Annotated in this window: 23 protein-coding genes and 2 pseudogenes; 7 read left to right on the top strand and 18 right to left on the bottom strand. The window is 70.4% G+C overall.

Annotated features, from left to right (window positions below):
• Nucleotides 1–187: 187 nt before the first annotated feature.
• Nucleotides 188–1,792, top strand: a complete 1,605-nt coding sequence (locus QFZ29_RS06055; RefSeq protein WP_306893310.1) for an ATP-binding protein — start codon at nucleotides 188–190, stop codon at nucleotides 1,790–1,792.
• Nucleotides 1,789–2,484 (top strand): response regulator, encoded by a 696-nt coding sequence (locus QFZ29_RS06050; protein WP_306893309.1) that lies wholly within the window; start codon nucleotides 1,789–1,791, stop codon nucleotides 2,482–2,484. The genes QFZ29_RS06055 and QFZ29_RS06050 overlap by 4 nt, the downstream gene beginning before the upstream one ends.
• Before the next feature lie 43 nt (nucleotides 2,485–2,527).
• Here QFZ29_RS06050 and QFZ29_RS06045 read toward each other — a convergent pair.
• The 11 genes and pseudogenes from QFZ29_RS06045 to QFZ29_RS05995 all read right to left on the bottom strand — a co-directional run.
• Nucleotides 2,528–2,986, bottom strand: a pseudogene (locus QFZ29_RS06045) (CinA family protein); the annotation flags it as partial.
• A gap of 65 nt (nucleotides 2,987–3,051) precedes the next feature.
• Nucleotides 3,052–3,655 (bottom strand): annotated as a pseudogene (gene pgsA, locus QFZ29_RS06040) (CDP-diacylglycerol--glycerol-3-phosphate 3-phosphatidyltransferase).
• Between the two features lie 78 nt (nucleotides 3,656–3,733).
• Nucleotides 3,734–6,601 carry a DNA translocase FtsK gene (locus QFZ29_RS06035; protein WP_306893308.1) on the bottom strand — a complete coding sequence of 956 codons (2,868 nt, stop codon included), beginning with the start codon at nucleotides 6,599–6,601 and terminating at the stop codon, nucleotides 3,734–3,736.
• A 66-nt stretch (nucleotides 6,602–6,667) separates the two neighbouring features.
• Entirely contained in the window at nucleotides 6,668–7,903 is a 1,236-nt protein-coding gene (locus QFZ29_RS06030; protein ID WP_306893307.1) for an ABC transporter permease, read from the bottom strand.
• The gene (locus QFZ29_RS06025) at nucleotides 7,900–8,658 is read right to left on the bottom strand and encodes an ABC transporter ATP-binding protein (protein WP_306893306.1); all 759 of its coding nucleotides are present in this window, start codon (nucleotides 8,656–8,658) and stop codon (nucleotides 7,900–7,902) included. Before QFZ29_RS06025 ends, QFZ29_RS06030 begins: the two co-directional genes overlap by 4 nt.
• Nucleotides 8,655–9,707 (bottom strand): efflux RND transporter periplasmic adaptor subunit, encoded by a 1,053-nt coding sequence (locus QFZ29_RS06020; RefSeq protein WP_306893305.1) that lies wholly within the window; start codon nucleotides 9,705–9,707, stop codon nucleotides 8,655–8,657. The genes QFZ29_RS06025 and QFZ29_RS06020 overlap by 4 nt, the downstream gene beginning before the upstream one ends.
• A 135-nt stretch (nucleotides 9,708–9,842) precedes the next feature.
• Complete coding sequence (locus QFZ29_RS06015) at nucleotides 9,843–10,334, bottom strand: GNAT family N-acetyltransferase (RefSeq protein ID WP_306893304.1); 492 nt, start codon at nucleotides 10,332–10,334, stop codon at nucleotides 9,843–9,845.
• A 94-nt stretch (nucleotides 10,335–10,428) separates the two neighbouring features.
• A complete protein-coding gene (locus QFZ29_RS06010; RefSeq protein WP_306893303.1) occupies nucleotides 10,429–12,105 on the bottom strand; it encodes a ribonuclease J in 1,677 nt (558 codons plus the stop codon).
• A gap of 65 nt (nucleotides 12,106–12,170) precedes the next feature.
• A complete protein-coding gene (dapA, locus tag QFZ29_RS06005) occupies nucleotides 12,171–13,145 on the bottom strand; it encodes a 4-hydroxy-tetrahydrodipicolinate synthase (protein ID WP_306893302.1) in 975 nt (324 codons plus the stop codon).
• Between the two features lie 44 nt (nucleotides 13,146–13,189).
• Entirely contained in the window at nucleotides 13,190–13,702 is a 513-nt protein-coding gene (locus QFZ29_RS06000; protein ID WP_306893301.1) for a dihydrofolate reductase, read from the bottom strand.
• 3 nt (nucleotides 13,703–13,705) lie between these two features.
• Nucleotides 13,706–14,515 (bottom strand): thymidylate synthase, encoded by an 810-nt coding sequence (locus QFZ29_RS05995; protein WP_306893300.1) that lies wholly within the window; start codon nucleotides 14,513–14,515, stop codon nucleotides 13,706–13,708.
• Between the two features lie 138 nt (nucleotides 14,516–14,653).
• Between QFZ29_RS05995 and QFZ29_RS05990 the strand changes: the two genes are divergently transcribed.
• From QFZ29_RS05990 to QFZ29_RS05975, 4 genes are read left to right on the top strand one after another with little or no spacing between them, the layout of a single operon-like run.
• Nucleotides 14,654–15,124, top strand: a complete 471-nt coding sequence (locus tag QFZ29_RS05990; protein WP_306893299.1) for a TlpA family protein disulfide reductase — start codon at nucleotides 14,654–14,656, stop codon at nucleotides 15,122–15,124.
• Nucleotides 15,111–15,572 carry a DUF4395 domain-containing protein gene (locus tag QFZ29_RS05985; protein WP_306893298.1) on the top strand — a complete coding sequence of 154 codons (462 nt, stop codon included), beginning with the start codon at nucleotides 15,111–15,113 and terminating at the stop codon, nucleotides 15,570–15,572. The genes QFZ29_RS05990 and QFZ29_RS05985 overlap by 14 nt, the downstream gene beginning before the upstream one ends.
• Before the next feature lie 56 nt (nucleotides 15,573–15,628).
• Nucleotides 15,629–16,054: an OsmC family peroxiredoxin gene (locus tag QFZ29_RS05980; protein WP_129522170.1), complete on the top strand. Its 426-nt coding sequence runs from the start codon at nucleotides 15,629–15,631 to the stop codon at nucleotides 16,052–16,054.
• Between the two features lie 3 nt (nucleotides 16,055–16,057).
• Entirely contained in the window at nucleotides 16,058–16,963 is a 906-nt protein-coding gene (locus QFZ29_RS05975) for a TIGR01777 family oxidoreductase (protein ID WP_306893297.1), read from the top strand.
• Here the strand turns inward: QFZ29_RS05975 and QFZ29_RS05970 are convergent.
• Both QFZ29_RS05970 and dapB read right to left on the bottom strand, forming a co-directional pair.
• A complete protein-coding gene (locus tag QFZ29_RS05970; protein ID WP_306893296.1) occupies nucleotides 16,935–17,375 on the bottom strand; it encodes a tetratricopeptide repeat protein in 441 nt (146 codons plus the stop codon). The two genes, QFZ29_RS05975 and QFZ29_RS05970, sit on opposite strands and share 29 nt — an antisense overlap.
• The gene (dapB, locus tag QFZ29_RS05965) at nucleotides 17,372–18,124 is read right to left on the bottom strand and encodes a 4-hydroxy-tetrahydrodipicolinate reductase (protein WP_306893295.1); all 753 of its coding nucleotides are present in this window, start codon (nucleotides 18,122–18,124) and stop codon (nucleotides 17,372–17,374) included. The genes QFZ29_RS05970 and dapB overlap by 4 nt, the downstream gene beginning before the upstream one ends.
• Nucleotides 18,125–18,174: 50 nt before the next feature.
• Between dapB and QFZ29_RS05960 the strand changes: the two genes are divergently transcribed.
• Nucleotides 18,175–18,657: a GNAT family N-acetyltransferase gene (locus tag QFZ29_RS05960; RefSeq protein WP_306893294.1), complete on the top strand. Its 483-nt coding sequence runs from the start codon at nucleotides 18,175–18,177 to the stop codon at nucleotides 18,655–18,657.
• 31 nt (nucleotides 18,658–18,688) lie between these two features.
• On the opposite strand, the gene QFZ29_RS05955 is transcribed toward QFZ29_RS05960, so the two are convergent.
• From QFZ29_RS05955 to QFZ29_RS05930, 5 genes are all read right to left on the bottom strand, one after another.
• The gene (locus QFZ29_RS05955; RefSeq protein WP_129522165.1) at nucleotides 18,689–19,291 is read right to left on the bottom strand and encodes a histidine phosphatase family protein; all 603 of its coding nucleotides are present in this window, start codon (nucleotides 19,289–19,291) and stop codon (nucleotides 18,689–18,691) included.
• A 35-nt stretch (nucleotides 19,292–19,326) separates the two neighbouring features.
• Nucleotides 19,327–20,712, bottom strand: coding sequence for a M16 family metallopeptidase (locus QFZ29_RS05950; protein WP_306893293.1), 1,386 nt, complete (start codon nucleotides 20,710–20,712; stop codon nucleotides 19,327–19,329).
• A 70-nt stretch (nucleotides 20,713–20,782) separates the two neighbouring features.
• Nucleotides 20,783–21,889 carry an aldo/keto reductase gene (locus QFZ29_RS05945; protein ID WP_306893292.1) on the bottom strand — a complete coding sequence of 369 codons (1,107 nt, stop codon included), beginning with the start codon at nucleotides 21,887–21,889 and terminating at the stop codon, nucleotides 20,783–20,785.
• Between the two features lie 92 nt (nucleotides 21,890–21,981).
• Nucleotides 21,982–23,364 carry an aldolase/citrate lyase family protein gene (locus QFZ29_RS20390; RefSeq protein ID WP_373426184.1) on the bottom strand — a complete coding sequence of 461 codons (1,383 nt, stop codon included), beginning with the start codon at nucleotides 23,362–23,364 and terminating at the stop codon, nucleotides 21,982–21,984.
• Between the two features lie 46 nt (nucleotides 23,365–23,410).
• The gene (locus tag QFZ29_RS05930; RefSeq protein ID WP_306893291.1) at nucleotides 23,411–24,577 is read right to left on the bottom strand and encodes an acyl-CoA dehydrogenase family protein; all 1,167 of its coding nucleotides are present in this window, start codon (nucleotides 24,575–24,577) and stop codon (nucleotides 23,411–23,413) included.
• Nucleotides 24,578–24,581 lie beyond the last annotated feature (4 nt).

Raw genomic sequence — 24,581 nt, 5'->3', positions numbered from 1 at the left:
CATCCGCGGGCAGAACGATCGATGTGCGGATGACGCTAGAAGGATGTGCCCGCCCGTGGAAGGCTGCGGACATAAGGGTCGTACTGGTCATTTTAGTTCTTTACGGTCATATTGGTCACTCGCGCCGGTGCTGACGTGCGTATCGGTGGGGCACACTTGATGAGTGGGCCGGTCGATGACGCTTGGCATGCAGCTCTTGCTGCTGCAGGTCGCCATCGTGCTTATCACCGTGATCGGCACGGGGCTCACGGCGGTGTGGCTGCAGGAGCGACAACTGCGCGAGGCCTACCAGGACCGCATGATCGCGGTCGCGCAATCGGTCGCGGGATTGCCCGCGATCACCGATGCGTTCGACGACGACGACCCGTCCTCGACCATCCAGCCCGTCGCCGAGGTCATCCGGCGCGCCTCCAAGGTCACCTATGTCGTCGTCGCGAACGACCTCGGGATCCGCTATTCGCACCCGAACCCCGACCGCATCGGCGAGAAGGTGTCGACCGACCCCGCGATCCCGCTGTCGGGCGAGATCTACGTCGGCACGCAGACGGGCACCCTCGGCGAATCCTGGCGCGTGAAGGTGCCGATCTTCGACGATGAGGGCGAGGTGATGGGGCAGGTGTCGGTCGGCATCCTCGAGTCCGACCTGCGCGAGGACTTCCTCGGAGGCCTCAGCGAGCTCCTCATCGTGCTCGTCATCGCCGCAGTCGTCGGCGTGGTGGGCTCGGCCTGGATCGGTCGCCTCATCCGCCGCCGCATCTACGGACTCGAACCCGAGGAGATCCGCGCGATGCTCGAGACCCGCGAGGCGATGCTGCACGGGATCCGCGAGGGGCTCATCGCGGTCGACGACGCCGGACGGATCGTGCTCGTGAACGACGCCGCGGCCCGGCTGCTCGACCTCGAGGATCCGGAAGCCGTGCTCGGCGAACACGTGGAGTCGGCGCTCGATCGAGAGCTCGCCCGGTTCATCGCGTCAGGCGAGGATCGTGAGACCCCGGTGCTCTCCGGAGAGCGCATCCTGCTCGTGCACGGCGACCGGGTGCGGGTCGACGGTCGCGAGGTGGGGTCGATCGCGATCCTCCGCGACCGCACCGAACTCGAGACGATGCTGCGAGAGCTCGAGGGCGCCCAGGGCCTCGCCGACGGGCTGCGCGCCCAATCGCACGAGTTCTCGAACAAGCTGCACGTCGTGAGCGGCCTGCTCGAGCTCGGCCACGTCGAAGCCGCCGTCGCGTTCATCGAACGGGTCGGCAGCGGCGGGGCGCTCTCGGCGCTCGACGAACACGACGGCATCGGCGACGTCGAGACCGCCGCGCTCGTGCTCGCCAAGCGGAGTCGGGCGCAAGAGCTGGGGCTCGGCCTCGAACTCGATCCGGAGTCGCACCTCGACGCTGCCGGCGACGTCCTGCCGCGCACCGAGCTCCTGACCGTCGTCGGCAATCTGCTCGACAACGCCATCGAGGCGTGTGCGCTCGGCGGATCCATCACCCTCTCGATCCGCGACGACCTCGAGCCCGGCATCCTCGTGGTGCGAGTCGACGACGACGGACCCGGCGTGCCCGCCGGCCTCCGGAACCACATCTTCGAACCCGATGTGAGCGATAAGGCCGCCGCGCCCGGCAAGGCACGCCGCGGCATCGGGCTCACCATCGTGAAGCGGGTCGCCGCTCGCCTCGGTGGCTCGGCGGCGGTTCACGAGTCCCCCAGCGGAGGCGCTCGGTTCATCGTCCGCCTTCCGTGGAGGCCGGCCGCCCCCACCACGACGATCGAGCAGATCGGAGCGCGGCGATGAGCGGCATCCGGGCCGTCATCGTCGACGACGACTTCGCCGTCGCGCACGTGAATCGAGCGTTCGTCGACGCCCAGCCGGGATTCGTCGTCGTCGCCGAGGCGCACACCGGCGCCGAGGCGATCGCCGCGATCGAACTGCATCGACCGCAGCTCGTGTTGCTCGACGTCTACCTCCCCGACCTCGGCGGCCTCGACGTGCTGCGCCGGGTCCGTGCCGCCGGCGACGACGTCGAGGTCATCGCCGTGACCGCCGCACGTGACCTCGACACCGTGAGGAAGGCCCGGCTCCTCGGCGTGCGCCACTATCTCGTGAAGCCGTTCTCGGGTGCGAGCCTCGCTGAACGACTCGAAGAGGTGCGTCGCGGGATCGCCGCCGACCAGGCGGCGGCACCTCTCGCGACCCTCGACCAGCGCGGGGTCGACCAGTTCCTCGGCGCGGCATCCCGCCGCCACGCCGCCCTGCCGAAGGGACTCTCGCCCGTGAGCCTCGCCCGCGTCGCCGAGGGGCTCGCCGAGTGCGATGCGGATGTCTCGGCTGCCGAGCTCGCCGAATCGCTCGGCATGTCCCGCGTCAGCGCGAGGCGCTACCTCGAGCATCTCGTCGCGACCGGGGCAGCCGAGGTCGCGCCACGGTACGGTTCGGCGGGACGGCCCGAGCACCGGTACCGGGTACCGGCGTCGAAGACCCGCTGAGTCACCAGAGCCGAATTCTCAGAGTCGTCGGCATGCCGCCGACTCAGCTGCGCTCGACTCTCAACAGCACGGCATCGATCGCGGCGCGCACCGTCGCCGCGCGGATCTCGGCGCGATCGCCCGGGAGCTCGAGCGCGATCGACTCAACCTCCTCGCCGATCGCGATGCCGAGATACACCGTGCCGGCGCCCTTCCCGTCTTGCTCGGCCGGGCCCGCGACTCCCGTCGTCGCGACGCCGATGTCGGCGGCGCGGCCTTCGACGGCGAGGGCGGTGCGTATGCCGGTCGCCATCTGCCGCGCGACATCCGGGTGCACGGCACCCTCGCGGGCGAGGAGCTGGGGCGAGACCCCGAGCAGCGAGCGCTTGATCGCGGTGTCGTACGCGACGACGCCGCCGCTCACGACGAGCGAGGCGCCGGGGATGCGAGTGAGCTCGGCGACCACGAGACCGCCCGTGAGCGATTCGGCGACGGCGATGCGCAACTGCCGTCGCGTGAGCTCGGCGATGAGGCGAGCGGTCGGGTCGACGGACTCTGGATCGGCCTGCGGCATCCGCTCGCCCGCGGTCATCGCCCTGAGCGCGTCGAACGAGCCAGCACGACGGCGTCGCGGACGTAGAGCAGGCCCGACCACACCGTCAGAATCACGGCCGCGGTCATCAGGACGCCGTTCACCCAGTGCACCCAGTCGCCGAGGATCGTCCAGAGCGGCACGAGCGCGAACGAGATCGCGACCGACTGCACGATGGTCTTGAGCTTGCCGCCCGAGGATGCGGGCACGACATTGCCGTGTCGCAGCTCCACGAGGCGCCCACACGGTGATGCCGACTTCGCGCACGACGATGATCGCGGTCACCCACCACGGCAACTCGCCCAGGATGGACAGGCACACGAGGGCGCCGCTCGTGAGGAGTTTGTCTGCGATCGGGTCGAGGATCTTGCCGAGGTCGGTCACGATGCCGCGCGATCGCGCGAGCCAGCCGTCGACCCAGTCGGTGGAGATCGCGACGATGAACAGCACCGCACTCCACCAGCGCAACGGGCCGTCGGCGCCGTCATCGGCGAACAGCATCCAGAAGACGAGCGGCGCCATCAAGATGCGCACGACCGTGATCGCATTCGGGAGGTTCCAGTTCGCCGATCGCCCGGGGGTGCCGGCGGAAGAGGTCATACGCCCAAGGATAGCGGTCGGCTGTGGGCCGCCTTCCAGCGACCACGGCCCTGTGGAGAGCCCGCGGACGGCGAGCGGTCAATCGCGACCCGTGAGCCCCCAGGCGTCATCGTCGGACTCCGCCTCGACCTCGGGCAGGCCCTCGGCCGACCGGGCCACGGCATCGTCGTAGCGATCGTCTGGGGCGCCGTACGCCTCTTCGCGATAGCCGCCCCCGGCGCCGGACCCTGCGCCCTGTGAAGACGGAGCAGGAGCCGCCGCCGGCTCCTCGCCGCGCAGACGCGCGAGCACGCCCGGCAGCTGTTCGACCGTCACGAGCACGTCTCGAGCCTTCGATCCCTCGGAAGGGCCCACGATCTCGCGCGACTCCAGCAGGTCCATGAGACGGCCGGCCTTCGCGAAGCCCACGCGGAGCTTGCGCTGCAGCATCGACGTCGACCCGAACTGCGTCGAGACCACGAGCTCAGCTGCCGCGAGGAGGAGCTCGAGGTCGTCGCCGATGTCGGAGTCGATCTCCTTGCGCGCGGCGACGGCCGCGACATCGGGTCGGTAGTCGGGCCGCGCCTGCCGGGTGACGTGCTTGACGACCTTCTCGATCTCGGCCTCGGTCACCCAGGCGCCCTGCACGCGGATGGGCTTCGACGCGCCCATCGGCAGGAACAGTCCGTCGCCCTGGCCGATGAGCTTGTCGGCGCCGGGCTGGTCGAGGATGACGCGGGAGTCGGTGACGCTCGTCACCGCGAACGCGAGTCGCGACGGCACGTTGGCCTTGATGAGCCCCGTGACGACATCGACCGACGGCCGCTGCGTCGCGAGCACGAGGTGGATGCCCGAGGCGCGCGCGAGCTGGGTGATGCGCACGATCGAGTCCTCGACGTCGCGTGGGGCGACCATCATGAGGTCGGCGAGCTCGTCGACGACCACGAGGAGGTATGGGTAGGGCTTGAGCTTCCGCTCGCTGCCGGCCGGCAGCACGATCTCGTCGTTGACGACGGCCTTGTTGAAGTCGTCGATGTGGCGGAACCCGAACGACGCGAGGTCGTCGTAGCGCATGTCCATCTCCTTCACGACCCACTGCAGCGCTTCTGCCGCCTTCTTCGGGTTCGTGATGATGGGCGTGATGAGGTGCGGCACCCCGCCATAGGGTGCGAGCTCGACGCGCTTCGGGTCGATGAGCACCATCCGCACGTCGGCGGGCGTGGCGCGCATGAGGAGGCTCGTGATCATCGAGTTGACGAAGCTCGACTTTCCGGAGCCGGTGGAGCCCGCGACGAGGAGGTGCGGCATCTTCGCGAGGTTGGCGACGACATAGCCGCCGCCGACGTCTTTGCCGACGCCGATCGTCATCGGATGCTTCGCGTTCGCCGCCGCGCCGGAGCGCAGCACGTCGCCGAGCGTGACGATCTCACGGTCGGCGTTCGGGATCTCGACGCCGATGGCGCTCTTGCCGGGGATCGGCGAGAGGATGCGCACCTCGTTCGACGCGACCGAGTACGCGAGGTTCTTCGAGAGCGCCGTGACGCGCTCGACCTTGACGCCGGGGCCGAGCTCGATCTCGTATTGCGTGACGGTTGGCCCGCGTGAGAACCCGGTGACCTTCGCGTCGACCTGGAACTGGTCGAGCACTCCCGTGATCGAACGCACGACGTCGTCGTTCGCGGCCGACCGCGACTTGGCCGGCGCACCGGCCCCGAGGGTCGAGGCGGCGGGCAGATGGTAAGGACGATCGGGCTCGGATGCCGCGACGGGCGGGACCTCGGCCAATGCGCCGCCCCCGGCGTCGGCCGAGCCCGTGCCGCCGGCTTCGGCCTCGTCGAACACGGCGAGCGCAGAGGTCGCGCCGCCGTCGTCGCCACGGAGGCCCGTGCCGCCGCGCGGAACGTCGCCGGTGAAATGCTGCAAGGCGGATTCCGCGCGCTCGAGGTCGCCGAGCACCTCTGAGCCGTAGGACGCCGGTCCGCCCTCGCCCTCGAGCGGCGACTCGAAGCTCCCGGCAGCGGATCCCGCGCCGAACACCTCGGTGAGCTCGTCGATGGCAGGGGCCGCGAACGCCGGGTCTTCTTCACGATTGGAATCGTTGCGACGCCACCACGGCAGGAGTCCAGCGGGTTCGGCCCCGTCGGTGGAGGCGTCGATGCCGTCGAGCTCGGGCTGCGCCGACTCCCTGCGCTTGCGCCGCGAGGGCCGCTCGGCGGCATCCGCCTCGCCCGGCTCGGCCACCGGGGCCCCGAAGAGCCACACGTAGAGCTCGCGGAAGCGCGAGGGAATGCGGTTCGGCGGGGTCTTCGTGATGATGAGGAGTGCGAGCACGAGCAGGACGATGACGACGATCGTCGCGCCGATCGTAGTGATGAGCAGCGTGAGCGGCGCCGCGAGCATCCAGCCGAGGATGCCGCCGGCACGCGCGAGCACGGTCATGCCGTCGCGCGGTTCGGGCGCACCGCCGAAGAGATGGCAGAGCGCCGAGACGGTGAGCAGCAGCAACCCGAGCCCGATGCCGATGCGCGTGTTGTCGTGCACGGAACTGGGGTGTCGGAACAACCAGACGGCGAACAGCAGCATGATGACGGGCAGCGCGAACGCGACCCGGCCGAAGAGCCCGCCGAAGGTCCAGGAGTCGAGCGCCTGGGCCACCGGATCGTTGATGAAGAACCACTCGACGACGGCCCCCGCGATGGCGAGCACGATGATGAAGAACGGCAGGCCGTCGCGGCGTTCCTCTTTCTGGAGCGTCTCGGGGCCGAGCGCGCGGGCTGCACCACCGGCGACGTGCGCGAGGCCCATCCAGGCGCGAACGAGGATGCTCGGGCGCTCGGGCGTCGACGCCGCCTTCGCAGTGGCCCGCGCGCGGGTCGCCGGAAGCTTCTTCGTGGGCGCGGTGCGAGAGCCCGAGCCGCGGGCAGACGTGCCCGAAGCACGACCGTTCGACTTGGTGCTCGTAGCCATTCCCCCACGTTAAGGCCGACCGCCGACTCGCGTCGACAGGATGCCGCGAGTGTCTGCGATCGGGGTTCAGAACCGGATCGCGTCGATCACCCGAACGCGCACCGCGGCGAGCGCCGGCAGGAGCCCAGCGAGGGCGCCGACGGCGGTCGCCGACACGATGCCGATCACGGCCGCCTCGATCGGGAAGCCCGGCGTGTCATCGAGCTCGACCCCGCTGAGCAGGAGCGTCATCAGCGGGCTCTGCACGAGCGCGATCGAGACCGCGACACCCACGATTCCGGCGACGAACGTGCCGACCACGCTCTCCATGAGCACCGAGAAGAACACGCGGCTGCGCGTCGCGCCGAAGCTGCGCCGGATGCCGATCTCGCGGATTCTCGCGCGCACGGTGACGAGCGCGATGTTCAGGAGGCCGAGCGCCCCGAGCAGCAGGATCACGACGGCGATCCCAACGATGAGGAGCTTCAGGATGAGGAACGGGTCTTCAGACCACGCGCCGTAGTCGTTGCGCCAGCCCTCGGCGTAGCCGCCCTCGCCGACGGCGGCCGAGAGGTCTCGCTTCACGGCTTCGGTGAGCGGGTCGGCGAGCTCGTCGGGAACCCACATCTCGTAGGTGGGCGGCTGCTGCATCCCGGGCACGGTGGCCGGGGCGATCGCCGCGTAGGCGTCGTTCAGCACGAACGCGGTCGGCTCGGTGTCCCACTCCCCCTGCGATGGGGTGACTCCAGTGATGACCCCCGTCGCCGGCGCTTCCCCGAGCAGCTCGACGGTCGGGTGCGTCGAGACCGGCGGCCGGCCGAGCCGATCCCAGAAGACCTCGTTCACGATGAGCGCGGGTGCGAGGCGATCCGCGTCGCGCGGGCCGAACCACTCGCCGTCGAGGAGGCGCACACGATGCATCTGCCCGAAGGTCTGATCGACCGCCTGCACCTGTACGGCGGCCGCTCCGCCGGCGAACTGCACGGTGAGCGAGCCATAGGTGTTCCGACTGCCGTACGCGATGTCGTAGCGCTCGAGCACGCTCGCCCACGCCGCGTCGATCGTGGCGGCGTCGACGGCCTCGCCGCCCTCGCTGCCGACGTTGAACTGGATCGTCGCCGGGCGACCCGACTGTCGCTCGCTGACCTCGCGGTTCGCCTGCTCGGCGATCGCACCGGCGCCGACGACGGTCGTCAGTGCGCACACGGCGATCGCGACGCCGATGAGCGAGAGCAGCACCCGGCCCCGGTGGATGCGCAGCTCCTCGAGCGCCTCGACCACGGTGCTCACGGCGCCCGTGACGGCGCGCATCGGGCCGTTCACACGCTCACGCCGACGTCGGTGCCGACGTCGCCCACACCCACGCCGACCTCGCCGCCCACGCCGACCCCGGCGTCGGACGGCACGAGCCGCCCCGACTCGAGGCGGAAGTGCCGGGTCGACCGGCTCGCGATCGCTGGATCGTGGGTGATCGTGACGAGCGCGGCATCCGTCTGGCCTGCCACTTCCTCGATGAGGCCCATCACGGAGCCGCCGGTCTCGAGGTCGAGCGCCCCGGTCGGCTCGTCGGCGAGGATGAGACGCGGACGGCGCACGAGGGCGCGCGCGATCGCCACGCGCTGCTGCTCGCCGCCCGAGAGGCGCTCGGGCCGCGTGTGCAGCCGGTCGCCGAGCCCGACGAGGTCGAGGATCTCGCGTGCGATCCGCTCGCGACGCCAGAACTCGCGCCCGTTCGAGTAGAGCAGCGGGGTCTGCACGTTCTCGAGCGCCGTGCGGCCGGGCAGCAGGTTGAACTGCTGGAAGACGAAGCCGATCTCGCGTCCGCGCAGCCGATCTCTCGTGCTGCCGCGAAGCGCCCGTGTGTCGTGGCCGAGGAAGCGCAGCTCGCCCGCCGTCGGCGAGTCCATGAGGCCGAGCAGGTTCAGGAGCGTCGACTTGCCGGAGCCCGACCGGCCGACGATCGAGAGCCGGTCGCCCTCATGGACCGTGAGGTCGACGCCGGAGAGGATCGTGAGCGGCGGGCCGTCGGGCAGCTCGACCGTGCGGCCGACACCGGTGGCCTCGAGAAGCGCGGTCACGGCGCGCTGCAGACCATCGCGCCGTCGGGCATCGCCATGCACTCTTCCATGCCGGGTTGCGGTGCCACCTGGCCGGGGACGAATTCGAGCACCGAGTCGCCCTCGGCGAGCCCCTCGACGACCTCGACGTTCATGCCGTCGCTGAGTCCCAGCTTCACGGGCGCCTCGACGTGCGAGCCGTCGGTCGCGACGAGCCATACGATGCCCGAATCGGCGCCGCCCTCGACCGCCGTCGTCGGCACGACGAGCACGTCGTCGGCGGCGCCCGCCGAGATGGTGACTTGCGCCGACAGTCCCGGGAAGACCCGCACGTCGCCGGGCACACGGCATTGCACGGTGGTTCCGGATGCCGCGGCGCCGCCCGGTCCTGCCTCGCCGCCGTCGCCCGTGGGTCCGGAGCCCTGCCCGCTCAGGGCGGTCGTGATCGAGAGTCCCGTGCACAGGAACGGCGCGGGGCCGCCGGCGATCGTCACGAGCGCCTCGCTCGGCTGCGTGGTCAGTCGGTACTGCTGCTCGGGAGCGAGCGTGGCGGAGATGTTGAAGGTCGGCGGCGCCACCTGGCCCGAGATCTCGCCGATCGCGACGACCTGGCCGGGGATCACCGAGAGCGACGACAGCACGCCGTCGACCGGAGCGACGACCTTCTCGAACCGGTAGGTCGGCGTCGGCATCGTCACGAAGGGCATCCCATCGGGTCCGACGCTCTCGACCGGCGGTGCCGTAGGGTTCTCCACCTTGATGTCGAACACGACGTCGCCGGCGCGGACCGTGGCGCCCTGCTGCACGAACACCTCGTCGACCGCGCCGGCGCCGGTGGCCTTGACCGCCACCGCGGCATCCGCGTTCACGGTGCCGGTGAGCACCACGTCGTTCGCGATCGAGCCGCGTGCGACCTGCACCTGCGGCTCGGTGATGTTGCCCGTGGGCCGGGCGGAATCCTCGGCTTCGGCGCGATCGGGGAAGAATGCCAGCTTCACGAGGGCGACCGCGACGACGGCGACGAGCAGCGTCTTCAGGATCGGGAACACCCATCTGCGCCACACCGTCACGGACACTCCAATCGCCGACGAGCCACCAGACTATGGACTGCAGGCATCGTTGGGAACCGCTTTCAGGGGCGATTCGGGGTTTCCCCTGAGTGTTTCGCGTGTCCGCGCGGCTCGCGCCTTCGGCAGCGGTTGCGATCAGGCCAGCGAGCGCACCATCGTGTCCCTGCCGTTGCCGGATGCCACGACGATGAACCCTTCGGAGCGATAGAGCAGGTGCGCGAAGTTGCCGTGCTCGACGCTCAGGGTGAGCCGGGCGAATCCGGCCGAGCGCGCGGCATCCGTGAGCCCGCGGATGAGTGCGCGGCCGATGCCCTGTGCCCGCCAGAGCGGGCGGACGCCGATGATGAGCTCGGGTACGCCCGAGGCGACGAAGCCGTACGCCCGATCGGGTTCCGCGAAGAGCCGGTACCAGGCGGCGCCGATCGGCCGTTCGTCGGCGTCGAGCGCGACGATGCCGGCGTCGGCCGGTCGCTGCCAGCCCGCGATGTACCCGCGGTAGACGGGATCGGCGAGCACAGTCGGCCTCGGCCGGGGATTCCCCGTCCGCCAGTTCGCCGCCTCGACCACCATGTCGGCGAGGAAGGTGCCGTCGCTCGAGCTGGCCGGGCGGATCGAGAACTCCGCCATGCGCGGAGGCTACGCCTCACGTGTTTCGGCAGCGTTTCGCGATGCCCGACCGACCGCCGCGCCGACCGGCGCGGCCCCGCCGCGCGACCCGCCGCTACGCCTCGATGACGAGCGGCACGAGCATCGGGCGACGACGCAAGCGCCGGTTCACCCAGCCGCCCAGCACTCGGCGCACGACCTGCGAGAGGGCATGCGAGTCGCGCACGCCGCTGTGTGCGGCATCGGCGAGGGCGGCGATGATCTTCGGCTTGACGTCATCGAATACGGCGTCGTCTTCGGCGAAGCCGCGCGCGTGGATCTCGGGGCCGGTGATGACCCGGCCGGTCGAGGCGTCGACGACGACGATGACCGAGATGAAGCCCTCTTCGGCGAGGATGCGGCGGTCCTTCAGGTCGGCGTCGGTGATCTCGCCGACCGTGGAGCCGTCGACGTACACGAATCCGAGGTCGAGCTGGCCGGCCACTTTCACGACACCGTCGCGGAGGTCGTAGACCGAGCCGTTCTCGCCGATGAAGGTGTTCGCCGCGGGAATGCCCGTGTCGCGAGCGAGTTTCGCGTTCGCGAAGAGGTGCCGGAACTCGCCGTGGATCGGCAGCACGTTCTTGGGCTTCAGGATGTTGTAGCAGTAGAGCAACTCGCCGGCCGCGGCGTGGCCCGAGACGTGCACCTTGGCGTTGCCCTTGTGCACGACGTTCGCGCCGAGCTTCGTGAGCCCGTCGATCACGCGGTACACGGCGTTCTCGTTTCCGGGGATGAGGCTCGAGGCGAGGATGACCGTGTCGCCCTCACCGACCTCGATCTGATGTTCGCGGTTCGCCATGCGGGAGAGCACGGCCATCGGCTCGCCCTGCGATCCGGTCGACATGTAGACGATCTCGTCGTCGGGGACGTCGCCGGCCTTCTTGTAGTCGATGAGCACTCCCGGCGGCACCTTGAGGTAGCCGAGCTCGGCGGCGATCGTCATGTTGCGCACCATGCTGCGGCCGAGGAGCGCGACGCGACGGTCGTTCTCCCATGCGGCGTCGAGCACTTGCTGCACGCGGTGCACATGGCTCGAGAAGCTCGCCACGATGACCCGGCGCGGGGCCCGCGCGAAGACCTCGTCGAGCACGGGGCCGATGGAGCGCTCGAGCGGAGTGAAGCCCGGGACATCCGCATTCGTGGAATCGACCATGAACAGGTCGACGCCTTCTTGGCCGAGCCGCGCGAACTCGCGAAGGTCGGTGAGCCGGCCGTCGAGCGGCAGCTGGTCCATCTTGAAGTCGCCCGTGGCGAGCACGGTGCCCGCGGTCGTCTTGATCGCCACGGCGAGTGCGTCGGGGATCGAGTGGTTCACCGCGATGAACTCGAGACGGAACGGGCCGATCTGCTCGTGCTGGCCCTCTTTGACGTTCAGGGTGTACGGCTGGATGCGGTGCTCCTTGAGCTTCGCCTCCACGAGCGCGAGGGTGAGCGTCGAACCGATGAGGGGGATGTCGGCGCGCGCCTTCAGCAGGTAGGGCACGGCGCCGATGTGGTCTTCGTGACCGTGCGTGAGCACGACGCCCACGACGTCGTCGAGCCGCTCCTTCATGAACCCGAAGTCGGGCAGGATCAGGTCGACGCCCGGCTGGTGCTCTTCGGGGAAGAGCACGCCGCAGTCGACGATGAGGATCTTGCCGTCGATCTCGTAGCTCGTCATGTTCCGGCCGACCTCGCCGAGGCCCCCGATGGGGATGATGCGGAGCGTGCCGGGTTCGATCGGGGCAGGTTCGATGACGACGTCGGGCATAAGCCCTCCTTACGTTGCGGTGTTCAGTTCAGTGCGGCCGTACCGGCGGATGCCTCGGCTCGCGATCAGCGTGTGGTGCCCGCGACCTTCGGCAACGCGCCGCCGGCGGCGGCATTGCGGTCGGGGCGGAAGTTGTGGAAGTCGACGCCGGGGATGTCGCGGACGAGATCGATCTCGTCTTCGATCTGCGCGGCCTCCCACTCTTCGGGGCCGACGAGCGGAAGGCGCACGCGAGGACTGCCGATGCGACCGAGTCCGTGCAGGATGTACTTGGTCGCGACCGTGCCCGGAACGTGGGTCATCACGGCGCGCACGAGCGGCTCGAGCTTGCGGTGCGCTTCGGTCGCGGCGGCCAGGTCGCCGCGGTTCACGGCGTCGACGATCGTGCGGTACGGCCGCGCCGCGATGTTGGCGGTGACGCCGATGAGCCCGGTGGCGCCGATCGCGAGCTCGGGCAGCACGTTCGCGTCGTCGCCGCAGAAGTACATGAGGTCGGTCTGGTTCAGCACGCGGCTGACCTCGGAGAAGTCGCCCTTGGCATCTTTCATGGCCACGATGTTCGGGTGCTTCGAGGCGCGCAGGATCGTCTCGTACTTGATCGGCACGCCCGTGCGGCCGGGGATGTCGTAGAGGATGACCGGGAGGTCGGTGGCGTCGGCGACCATGCGGAAGTGCGTGAGGATGCCGGCCTGCGTGGGCTTGTTGTAGTACGGCGTGACGATCATGATGCCGTCGGCGCCGGCCTGCTCGCTGTGCTTGTAGAGCTCGATCGCGTGGGCCGTCTCGTTCGAGCCGCCGCCCGTGATGATCTTCGCGCGGCCGCCGGCGACCTCTTTGCCGACCTCGACCAGCCGGATCTTCTCGGGGTCGGTGAGCGTGGAGGTCTCGCCGGTCGTGCCCGTGACGACGATGCCGTCGGCGCCGTCGTTGATCACGTCGTCGATGTGCTTCTCGACCCCGGGCCAATCGACCTCGCCGTCAGCCGTGAACGGCGTGACGAGCGCGACGAGCACTTGTCCGAAGGGGTTGTCTGAAGTCACGCACTCCAGCGTATCGGTTCGAGCGGGCCCGGCGAGGCACGCCGTCAGCGGCGCTCGAACCTGAGGAAGCGGTACGCGAGGCCCGACGCCGAGACGTGCGCCCCATCGACGGGGTCGGCGGCGGTGAGTCGCCACGAGGTGTCGACCGAAGGCGCGACGGTGTCGCCGGCGACCACGGCGTCGAGGCGCGTGACCTCGAGCCGGTCGGCGACGCCGATCGTCTGCCGGTAGAGCTCTGCGCCTCCGATGATCCACACGAACTCGTCGTCGGCGCGGCCCTGCGCGGCGAGGTCGAGCGCTGCCTCGACGGATGCCGCGGCCTCGGCTCCCTCGAACACCGCGTCGGGCTTCCGCGTGACCACGAGGTTGCGCCGGCCTGGCAGCGGACGAAATCGCGGCGGCAGGGACTCCCACGTCTTGCGACCCATGATCACGGGCGCGCCGAGCGTCACCGCCTTGAAGTGGGCGAGATCTTCGGGCAGGTGCCAGGGCATGACGCCGCCCGCGCCGATCACGCCGTCGTCGGCCTCGGCCCAGATGAGCCCGATGCGGGCCACGACTCAGACCGCCACGGCGGCGCGGATCGCCGGGTGGTGCTGGTATCCCTCGACGACGAAGTCGTCGTACTCGTAGTCGAAGATCGAGTCGGGCGTGCGCGCGAAGCGGAGCCTCGGGGCGGGGAACGGTGCTCGAGTGAGCTGCTCGGTCACCTGCTCGACGTGGTTGTCGTAGATGTGGCAGTCGCCGCCCGTCCACACGAAGTCGCCGACCTCGAGGCCCGTCTGGGCCGCGATCATGTGAGTGAGCAGCGCATAGGACGCGATGTTGAAAGGCACGCCGAGGAAGAGATCGGCGCTGCGCTGGTAGAGCTGGCACGAGAGCTTTCCATCGGCCACGTAGAACTGGAACAGCGCGTGACACGGCGCGAGCGCCATGCGGGGGATGTCGGCGGGGTTCCACGCGGAGACGATGAGGCGGCGCGAGTCGGGATTCGTGCGGATCTGGTCGATGACCTGCGAGATCTGGTCGATGGTCTCGCCCGACGGCGTCGGCCAGGAGCGCCACTGCACGCCGTAGACGGGACCGAGCTCGCCCGCAGCATCCGCCCATTCGTCCCAGATGGTGACACCGTGATCGCGGAGCCAGCCGACGTTCGACTCGCCGCGCAGGAACCAGAGGAGCTCATAGGCGATCGACTTGAAGTGCACCCGCTTCGTGGTGACGAGCGGGAACCCCTGCGAGAGGTCGAAGCGGAGCTGGCGCCCGAACACGCTGCTGGTGCCGGTGCCCGTGCGATCGGTCTTGTGCGTGCCGTGCTCGAGCACGTCGCGCAGCAGGTCTTCGTATGGGGTGGGAGTCGTCTCGGCCATCGCCTCGATGCTAACCCCGCCCGGCGACAGCGGGCGGATGCCGCGGGCGTGCCGCGCACCGCGCGGATCGTGCGCACCGCTCGTGTCATCCTCTGTCACACGCGCCCTGGCACGCGCGGCCCGACGTAGCATCGCGACATGGACTGGCTTGCGGCGCTCATCACGGGCCTCGCCCTGCCCGCGGCCGCCACGGCGCTGGGGTTCGCGTGGAAGGCGCGCACCGGGCGGTTGCACGCCGTTCGTGCTGCCGGTGCCGCCGGCGCCCCGAGCGCACACGACGAGACCGTCGAGTCGCTCGAACTCGGGCGTGCAGCCCTCGGCTCCGCTGCCACGCTCGTGCAGTTCTCGACCGAGTACTGCAGCCGCTGCCCCTCGACCGCGCGGCAGCTCACGGGGCTCGCCGCCGAGTACCGCGGCGTGCGCCACGTCGAGGTCGACCTCACCCACCGGGGCGACCTCGCCGAGCGGTTCAACGTGTTGCAGACTCCGACCACCCTCATCCTCGACGCCGACGGCGTGCCGACCGCTCGCATCGGCGGCGTACCGCGTCTCGACGCGGTGCGCGACCACCTCGACTCACTCACCGGGAGAACTCGTGTCACATCCTGAACCCACCACAGGTATCGACCCGCGCGGCCCGCGCTTCACCGCCGCCGTCACGGCGACGCTCCTGCTCATCACGGCCGTGCTCGGCTTCGGCGGCGCGACCCTCGCGGCGTGGATCCTGCTCGCGGCGATCACGCTCGTGTTCGCGTGGAGCGCCGTCGCCGGGGTCCGGCGAAACCCGTTCTCGATCGTGTTCCGGCGATTCGTGCGCCCGCGACTCGCGCCGCCCACCGAGCTCGAGGACCCCCGCCCGCCGACCTTCGCGCAGGGCGTGGGCTTCGTGGTGACGGTCGCGGGCGTCGTGCTGGGCCTCTTCGGCGCGACCTACGCCGTGCCGATCGCCGCCTCCCTCGCGTTCATCGCGGCCTTCCTCAACGCCGTGTTCGGGTACTGCCTCGGATGCCAGATCTACCTGCTGCTCGTACGCGCTCGCGTCATCCCCCGCACCTGACATCCGCGGCATCCGCCCGGCTAGGCTGGAGCCCCGGATCGAGCAGGAGGACCCACATGGCTGTCACGAGTGAATCGACCACCGTCTGGACGGGAACGCTGAACGAGGGCTCAGGCACCGTCTCCCTCGACTCGTCGAAGACGGGCGAGTTCGCCGTCAACTGGAAGGCGAGATCCGAGGGGGTCTCGAACACGACGAACCCCGAAGAGCTCCTCGGCGCCGCCCACTCGGCGTGCTTCTCGATGGCGCTCTCGGGCGCGCTCACTCGCGCCGGACATCCGCCCGAGAGCATTCAGACGACGGCGGCCGTGACCTTCGAGGCCGGCCGCGGCGTGCTCGGCAGCCACTTGCTCGTGAGCGCCCGGGTGCCCGGCCTCACCGAGGAGGAGTTCGAGGCCTTCGCCGAGGACGCGAAGCAGAACTGCCCCATCTCGCAAGCACTCACGGGCATCCCGATCACGATCGAAGCCGAACTCGCCTGATCGATGCGGGTCCTCGTCGCCGGCGCGTCCGGCTTCATCGGAACCCCCCTCGTCGAACGACTGGGCGCCGATGGCCACGAAGTCGTGCGACTCGTACGACGCCGGGCGCACGGCGCGGATGAGGTGGCGTGGTCGCCGGCCGCGGGCATCATCGACTTCACCGTCATGGACCGCGTCGACGCGGTCGTGAATCTCTCGGGCGCCTCACTCGCCCGATTGCCATGGACGAAGGCGTACCGTGGCGAGCTCCTCGAGTCCCGCATCACCGCCACGCGCACCCTCACCGACGCGATGCGCAAGGCGCGCCGGCCGCCCGCCGTGTTCCTCAGCGCGTCGGCGTCGGGTTACTACGGCGACCGGCCCGGCGAGCTGCTGACCGAGTCGTCGGGTGCGGGCACCGGGTTCCTCGCCGAACTCGCCGGCCGCTGGGAGGCGACCGCCGCACTGGCTCCCGAAGAGACCCGCACGGTGATGTTCCGCAGCGGCATCGTGGTCGGCCGCGGCGGCGCGATGCGGCCGATCGGCACACTCACGCGACTCGGGGTGTCGGGCCGGCTCGGAACGGGCGGGCAGCATTGGCCCTGGATCGCGCTCGACGACGAGGTTGGCGCGCTCCTCCACTTGCTCGACTCGCAGCTCGCCGGACCGGTGAACCTCGTCGGTCCCACGCCCGCCACCGCCGACCGCGTGATGACGGCCATGGCCGAACGGATGCACCGCCCCTACTCGTTCGTCGTGCCCGAGCGCGTGCTCGAGCTCGCGCTCGGTGTCGCCGCCGACGAGCTGCTGCTGGCGAGCCAGAAGATGAGCGCACAGCGCCTCATCGACGATGGCTACCCCTTCCGGCGCCCGACCGTCGAGTCGGCGATCGACGCGATGCTCAGCGCTCCGCGCGCTCGAGTTCGATAGCACGCCGCACGGCCTGGCGCGCACGGCGGCGATCGCCGGCCGCATCGTACGCGAGGCCGAGTCGGAGCCAGGCGTGCCACGAGCCGGGCTCGAGGGCGACGGCCTCGCGGAACCGCGGGAACGCGGCATCCGCCGACGCCCGGTCTGGTCGCCCGCTCGGCAGGGCCGCGATGCCGAGGTCGAGGCCGCCCTCGGCCTCGAGCCGCCGCACGAGCGCCTGAGAGCGGATGCCGAACGCGAGTTCGCGCCACAACGCCCATGCGCCGATGAAGGGCAGCACCGCGAGCGCGATGCCCATCGCGACCGCGACGGGCTCGCCGGTGCCGATGAACTGCACCGCCCGCCAGCCCACGAGGGCGACGTAGAGGGCGAGCAGCACGGCCATGATGACCGCGCCGGTCTTCGCGGTCATCGAGGAGCGCCGGGCAGGCCGAGCTCGAGCAGCGCGTCGAGGCCGACGGTGACCCCGGTCGCCTCGGGGGCGCGGCGCAACGCGAGCAGGATGCCGGCCTCGTACGAGCTCGGTGACAGCGTGGAGTGGGTGATCGTGAGGGTCTCGCCCTGGCCGCCGAGCACGACCCGCTGCTCGGCCAGCAGTCCCGACATCCGGAGGCTGTGCACGGGCACCCCGGAGACGAGCTGGCCTCGAGCACGCTGATCGGCGTGCGGTGCCGCGACGGGCCCGTTGAGCCGGCGAGCCTCGCCGATGAGCTCGGCGGTGCGCACGGCGGTGCCCGAGGGAGAGTCGACCTTACCGGCGTGGTGCGCCTCGACGATCTCGATCGAGTCGAAGTACTCCGCAGCCAGGGCCGCGAAGGCGGTGCCGAGCACGCTGCCGATCGAGAAGTTCGGCACGAAGAGCACTGCGCCGGCCTCGGCGTGGCCGCGTACCAACGCCGTGATGTCGGCGATGCGGTCGTTCGACCAGCCGGACGTGCCGACGACGATCGGGATGCCGGCGCCCGTGGCGAACTCGACGATCTCAGCGCTCGCACCGGGATGCGTGACATCGAGTGCGACATCGGCGCCGAGCATCTCGTCGAGGCTTGATCGCGAGTTGAGGGCGGCGTGCAACTCGAGGTCGTCGGCCTCCTCGATGAGCCGGATCGCCAAACGTCCCATGTTGCCCGTGGCACCGGCCACGGCGACCCGTATCGTCACGTCGTTCACCCTAGCAAGGCGTGGTTCGCACGGCCGAATAGGCTGATCGCATGCTGCGATTCCGTGAGGCGGACGTGACCGATGCCGACGCGCACGCGCTGCTCGAGGCGTACTTCGCTGAACGCGCGGCGGGCTTCCCGCCCGAGCAGGGCGAGTACCGGCCGACGTGGCCCGACGCGGCGCAGTTCACCCCGCCCGCGGGGGTGTTCCTCGTCGCGATCGACGACAATGGCGAGGCCGTCGGCTGCGGCGGCGTTCGGCGAATCCAGCGATCGCCGATCGACGAGGTGCGCTTCGAGGTGAAGCACGTCTGGCTTGCGCCTGCCGGGCGCGGACACGGCGAGGGCCGTCGCCTGCTCGACGAGCTCGAGCGGCGGGCCGGCGAGCTCGGTGCCGAGGAGATCGTGCTCGACACGAACGCGAACCTCGAAGCTGCGGGCGGCCTCTACCGCTCGAGCGGCTACACCGAGATCGAGCCCTACAACGCGAACCCGAACGCGACGCACTGGTTCGGCAAACGACTCCCCCGCTGATCCGGCCGCGGCGGCCGGGGGCTGTCGGCGCTCAGAGCGAGTACGGCTCGGGCAGCCCGGTGCGCAGCTCGGGTGGCAGGTGCGCGAGGTCGTTGTGCGTCACGAGGCTCCACGGCCGGCCCGACTTCTGCGTGAGCACCGTGAGACCGCAATTGGCCTGGTTGATCGAGACCCAGCGCCACGCGGGCGCACCGAGCACCTCGCGCACGAACCACGCGATCACGAAGTTGTGGGTGATGAGCAAGTCGTGCCGATCCTCGCGATGCGAACGGAGGAACTCGACGACGGCGTCGGCCATCTGGGCGCTGCCGGCCTCGATCTCGGCCTCGGTCACCGACCCGAAGAAAGGGTCGTAGACCTTCGGGGTCTCGGGAGCCGGCCCCGATGGGACGCAATCGAACAGCAGCGCCGACGGCTCGGGATTCAGTGCCGGCATCTTCGCCGCGATGATCTTCGCCGTCTCCGCGGCCCGCTGCAGCGGAGAGTGCCACGCATTGTCGAACGGAATGCCGCCGAGGCGCTCGGCGAGAAGCTCGGCCTGGCGCCGGCCGCGCGGCGAGAGGGGTCCGTCGGGCATGCCGTGCTCAGCGTCGAGCTGTTCGCCATGGCGGACCAGGTAGAGATGGTGGGGCACTGGTATCGGTTCCTGTACTGCTCGTGGGTGTCGGGTCAGGCGACGTCGGTGCTCGGCGCGGCCGCTTCGACCGCACCACGAAGGGCCGACTCCTCGGTGGCGCCGACGGCGACCAGCGAGAACGGCCGGGCGGCGAGCTCGGCGGCGAGTTCCTGCACGTCGTCGGCGGTGACGAGTGCGATGCGCCGCAGGGCTTCGTCGAGGTCGGCGAACTCGCCGAGCGTGAGCTCGGAGCGGCCGAGCCGGGACATCCGCGTGTCGGAGTCTTCGAGGGCGAGCGCCGACGCGCCCGCGAGCTGGCCGGAGGCGCGCCGCAGCTCGTCGGCGGTCACGCCGTGCTCGGCGAGCCGATCAAGCTCGGTGCGCATGAGCGCCGCGACGGTGCTCGCCTTCGAAGGTGAGCACCCCGCGTACATGCCGAATAGCCCGGCGTCGGAGTAGCCGGGGGCGAACGAGTACACCGAGTAGGCGAGGCCGCGGCGCTCGCGCACCCGCTGGAAGAGTCGCGACGACATGCCCGAGCCGAAGATCGCGTTCAAGACGCTCATCGTCGGTCGTCGTTCGTCGGTGGCGACGATCCCGGGCACGCCGAGCAGGAGGTTGACCTGCTCGGTCGGCCTTTGGACGACGGTGAGCGGCCGAGCGACCTCGAGCACGGCCGGCCCGACGGGCCGCCGCTCGACCGGCGCGGCCTCGACGGCCAGATCCCAGCCGGCACCGGTGAGCGCTCGCTCGAGCTCGGTGACGAGCGCCTCATGGTCGACCGCGCCCGCGACCGTGACGACGAGGTCGCTCGGCCGGTAGTTGGCCCGGTAGTGCTCCCACACGGCATCGCGCACGGCGGCGCGGATCGTGTCGGGGTTGCCGCCGATCGGGCGGCCGAGCGGATGCGCGCCGAGCACGGCCTCGAAGAACCGCTCGTTCGCGACATCCGCCGGATCGTCGCCCGCCATCGAGAGCTCTTCGAGGATGACGCCGCGCTCGTTCTCGAACTCCTCAGCGTCGAGACGCGACGAGGTGAACATGTCGGCGAGCACGGCGACGGCCATCGGCAGGTCGCGATCCTGCACCTTCGCGTAGTAGCACGTGTACTCCTTGGCGGTGAGCGCGTTGTGCTCGCCGCCGACCGCGTCGAAGGAGATCGCGATGTCGAGCGCCGTGCGCGTCGTCGTGCCCTTGAAGAGCAGGTGCTCGAGGAAGTGGGTCGAGCCGTAGGTGGCCGGATGCCCCGACGCCGACGGCTGCTCGTCACGCGAGCCGACGGCGACCCAGAAGCCGATCGTGACGCTGCGGCTGCCGGGCACCTGTTCGCTCAGTACGCGGACCCCCGAGGGAAGCACGCTGCGACGCACTCGAGCATCGCCGGCCGCGTCGAACGAGAGTTCGGCCAAGCCGAGAGGGAGGTCGACGGCGCCGTTCACCCGTCCACCCTATGCCACCCGCGGCGGGACCGCTCGGTTGACTCGGCCTTCGGCCGGGGCGGGCGATGCCTCAGGCGGAGACGCGATCGAGTTCCACGAGCTCCGAGCGGTGCAGTTCGACGGATGCCGCGGCGATGAGTGCATCGACCTGCTCGGGCTTGCTCGCACTCGCCACCGGCGCGACCACCGTCGGCTTCGCGAGGAGCCACGCGATCGCGATCGTCGCGGGCTGGACACCGCGGGCGAAGGCGATCTCGTCGAGGGCGGCGAGCACGCGATGCCCGCGGCGCCCGAGGTGGCCGGCCTGGCGCGCGCCGCGCGCGTCATGGCGCACGTCGGAACGGCGTCGCACGGCGCCCCCGAGGAAGCCGTTCGCCAGGGCGAAGTACGGCAGCACGGCGAGCCCCTGAGCGTGGGCGACGAGTTCGGGCGCTCCCTCGAACGACCTGCGTTCCATGAGGTTGTACCCGGTCGTGAGGGCCTGGAAGCGAGGAAGTCCGTTCGCGGCGAGCACGCGAGCCTCGATGAGCCGCTCGGGCGGGAAGTCAGACGCCCCGATCGCCCCGACCTTGCCGGCGGCGATGAGCGCGTCGACGGAACCGAGGCTCTCCTCGAGTGGAACGGCCGGGTCGTCGCCGTGGAAGAACAGCAGGTCGATGCGGTCGGTGCCGAGTCGCGTGAGCGAGTCGTCGACCGCCGCCGTGATCTCATCGGGCGCGAGGCCGCGGTGATCGGGGTGTCGCCCGATCTTCGTCATGATGCGCATGCGGTCGCGGGTGCCGCGCGAGGCCATCCACTTGCCGATGATGGACTCGCTGCGGCCTGCGGCGTAGCTGTCGGCGGTGTCGATCAGGCTTCCGCCGACGCCGGCGAACCGATCGAGCACGTCGAACGAATCGTCGACGCCGAGCGTCCATCCGAAGGTGCTGCCGCCGAGCGCGAGCGGATGCTCCGTGATGCCGGTCTCGCCGATCGTCCGCTTCTGCGGCACCGTGATCGGACCCGAGAGGGGGTTCGTGGCGACGGATTCGGAGTGGAAGCCGGGGCTCGCGTCGGCCCTCGTCGTCGAGATCGGCCCGGTGTCCGTCGCGATCGCCCCGGTGCCGAGCATGACGTCGGCGACCGCTGCCCTCGCAGCGTTCGCCGATGGTGCGCGATTCGTGTGCCGTCGTGCCACGCGCTCCTCCTCCCCAGGATTGGTCCGAGGATATGTGCTCGGGGTATTCGATCCGCGCAAGGACGGGCGACCGTTACCGAATCGTTCACTCCTCAGGTGCCGGCGCGCCGCACGAGCGCCGCGGCCTGCCTGAGCACCGGGGCATCGACCATTCCGCCCCGGAACGCGAAGACGCCGGGCTCGTCGGCCGCCGCGGCGATGACGGCACGCGCCCACTCGAGGCTCTCGGCGTCGGGACGGTAGGCGGCGCGCACGATGTGCACCTGCCCCGGGTGCACGCACGCGGTCGCGGCGAATCCGAGCGCGGCGGCGTCTTCGGCTTCGGCGCGGAGCCCCGGCGAGTCGTCGAGCTCGAGGTGCACGGCGTCGATCGCGGCGATCCCGTGCGCTCCGGCCGCGAGCAGCACCTGGGACCTGGCGTGCGTCGCGACGTCGCGATAGTGACCATCGGCATGGCGGCTCGACGAGCCACCGAGGGAGGCGACGAGGTCTTCGGCCCCCCACATGAGCGCCGAGACGTTCGGGATCGCCGCGACCTCCGCCGCCGCGAGCACGCCACGAGCCGTCTCGCAGAGCGCGATGACCTCGACCTCGACGAGGTCGACGAGATCGGCGGTGCCCTCGCACTTGGCGAGCATGACCGTGGTGTACGGCGTCTCGGCGAGCGCGGCGAGGTCGGCCGCGAAATGCGGGCTCGACGCGGGGTTCACGCGCACGATGACGCGCTCGGGGTCGAGCGGCGTGCCCACGATCGCCGCACGGGCGGCGGCCTTCGCGTCGTCGGCGACCGCGTCCTCGAGGTCGAGGATCACGGCGTCGGCGCGATCGAGGGCCTTCGCATAGCGGTCGGGGCGATCGGCCGGGCAGAAGAGCAGCGCGGGGCCGAAGCGGAACGGCGGATGCGTCCATCCGTTCGCCTTCTCTCCCTCGGTCGTCGTCACGGCTCGCGTCGCAGCGGGTTGGCCCTCCCCTGCTTCGCGGAACCAGACGAGCACCGACCGGGTCGCCCTCGCGACCTCGACTCCGTGCTGGTTTCGACCGAGGTGCAGGAGGGTGACGACACCCTGGCCCGGCCGCGAGGCCGAAGGGCGGGTGTCGACGACGAGGCTCTCGCTGTAGAGGGTGTCGCCGTGGAAGAGGGGTGCCGGGAAGGCGACCTCGGTGAAGCCGAGATTCGCGACGATCGTGCCTTGCGTGAGCTGGGCGACGGATGCCCCGACGATCGTCGCGAGCGTGAACATCGAATTGACGAGCCGCTGCCCGAACGGCTGCGTCTCCGACCACGCCGCGTCGAGGTGCAGGGCCTGCGTGTTCATCGTGAGGGTCGTGAAGAGCACGTTGTCGGCTTCGGTGACCGTGCGGCCGGGCCGGTGCAGGTAGCGGGTCCCCGGTTCGAACTCCTCGAACCAGAGGCCGCGCTGCAGCACCTCGCGGTGCACCTCGGGCACCGCATCGGTGTCGTCGCTGGCGTGCATGTCGCTCCTTCGCGTGCTGGCCGTTCGCGGCATCCGCTCGGCGCCGTCAGGCGGTGAGGCCGAGTTCCCTGGTGATGATCATGAGCTGCACTTCGGTCGTGCCCTCGCCGATCTCGAGGATCTTCGAGTCGCGGTAGTGCCGGGCGACGGGATTCTCGTTCATGAACCCGTAGCCGCCGAAGATCTGCGTGGCATCGCGCGCGTTGTCCATCGCCGCCTCTCCAGAGACCATCTTGGCAATGGACGCCTCGAGTTTGAAGGGCTTGCCGGCCACGAGCTTGCGCGCTGCGTCGTGCCACGCGAGCCGCGCTTGGTGCACGCGCGCCTGCATCTTCGCGATCTTGAACGCGATGTGCTGGTTCGAGCCGATCGGGGTGCCGAACACCACGCGCGTCTTCGCGTAGCGCAGCGCCTCTTCGAGGCACCCCTGCGCGGCGCCGGTTGCGAGTGCCGCGAAGGCGACGCGGCCCTCGTCGAGGGTCTGCAGGAAGTTCGCGTAGCCGCGACCGCGAGCGCCGAGGAGGTTCGACTCCGGCACCCGCACGTCGGTGAGCGTGAGCGGATGCGTGTCGGAGGTGTGCCAGCCCACCTTGTCGTAGCTCTCCCCCACGGTGAAGCCCGGCGTGCCGTTCGGCACGATGATGCACGACAGCTCCTTCTTCACGCTGCCGTCGGGTGCCGTCTTCTCGCCCGTGACGGCGGTGATGGTGACGAACTTCGTGATGGGGGTGCCCGAGTTCGTGATGAACTGCTTCGAGCCGTTGACGACCCACTCGTCGCCGTCGAGCACGGCCGTCGTCTGGGTGGCTCCGGCATCCGAGCCCGCCTTCGCCTCGGTGAGGCCGAAGCCCGCGAGCGCGCGGCCGGCGACGAGGTCGGGCAGCAGCTCGGCGCGCTGCTCGTCGGTGCCGTTGCGGTAGATCGGCATCATGCCGAGGCCGACGCCCGCCTCGAGGGTCACGCCGATCGACTGGTCGACGCGGCCGAGCGCCTCGACGGCGAGGCAGAGCTGGAAGTAATCCTTGCCGCCGCCGCCGAGCTCCTCGGGGAACGGCAGGCCGAACAGGCCCATCTCGCCCATCTGGGCGATGATCTCCATCGGGAGACGCCGCTTCGTGTCGTACTCGTAGGCGGCGGGGGCGACGACGGTGTCGGCGAAGTCGGCGACGCGGTCGGAGAGCTCCTGCTCCTCGGGGCTCAGGTCGTACTGCATGCTG

It is taken from the genome of Agromyces albus, assembly GCF_030815405.1.
Classification (GTDB): Bacteria; Actinomycetota; Actinomycetes; order Actinomycetales; family Microbacteriaceae; genus Agromyces; species Agromyces albus_A.
This window is presented reverse-complemented; position numbering and strand designations above follow the sequence as displayed.

Excerpts from the sequence above, each read along its gene's own strand:
- QFZ29_RS06055 (WP_306893310.1), top strand. The coding sequence starts at position 188 with ATGCAGCTCTTGCTGCTGCAGGTCGCCATCGTGCTTATCACCGTGATC.
- QFZ29_RS05990 (WP_306893299.1), top strand. The coding sequence starts at position 14,654 with ATGGACTGGCTTGCGGCGCTCATCACGGGCCTCGCCCTGCCCGCGGCC.
- QFZ29_RS05975 (WP_306893297.1), top strand. The coding sequence starts at position 16,058 with ATGCGGGTCCTCGTCGCCGGCGCGTCCGGCTTCATCGGAACCCCCCTC.
- QFZ29_RS05995 (WP_306893300.1), bottom strand. The coding sequence starts at position 14,515 with ATGGCCGAGACGACTCCCACCCCATACGAAGACCTGCTGCGCGACGTG.
- QFZ29_RS06010 (WP_306893303.1), bottom strand. The coding sequence starts at position 12,105 with ATGCCCGACGTCGTCATCGAACCTGCCCCGATCGAACCCGGCACGCTC.
- QFZ29_RS06015 (WP_306893304.1), bottom strand. The coding sequence starts at position 10,334 with ATGGCGGAGTTCTCGATCCGCCCGGCCAGCTCGAGCGACGGCACCTTC.
- QFZ29_RS06035 (WP_306893308.1), bottom strand. The coding sequence starts at position 6,601 with ATGGCTACGAGCACCAAGTCGAACGGTCGTGCTTCGGGCACGTCTGCC.
- QFZ29_RS05930 (WP_306893291.1), bottom strand. The coding sequence starts at position 24,577 with ATGCAGTACGACCTGAGCCCCGAGGAGCAGGAGCTCTCCGACCGCGTC.
- QFZ29_RS05960 (WP_306893294.1), top strand. The coding sequence starts at position 18,175 with ATGCTGCGATTCCGTGAGGCGGACGTGACCGATGCCGACGCGCACGCG.
- QFZ29_RS05970 (WP_306893296.1), bottom strand. The coding sequence starts at position 17,375 with ATGACCGCGAAGACCGGCGCGGTCATCATGGCCGTGCTGCTCGCCCTC.
- QFZ29_RS05980 (WP_129522170.1), top strand. The coding sequence starts at position 15,629 with ATGGCTGTCACGAGTGAATCGACCACCGTCTGGACGGGAACGCTGAAC.
- QFZ29_RS06050 (WP_306893309.1), top strand. The coding sequence starts at position 1,789 with ATGAGCGGCATCCGGGCCGTCATCGTCGACGACGACTTCGCCGTCGCG.
- QFZ29_RS20390 (WP_373426184.1), bottom strand. The coding sequence starts at position 23,364 with ATGCACGCCAGCGACGACACCGATGCGGTGCCCGAGGTGCACCGCGAG.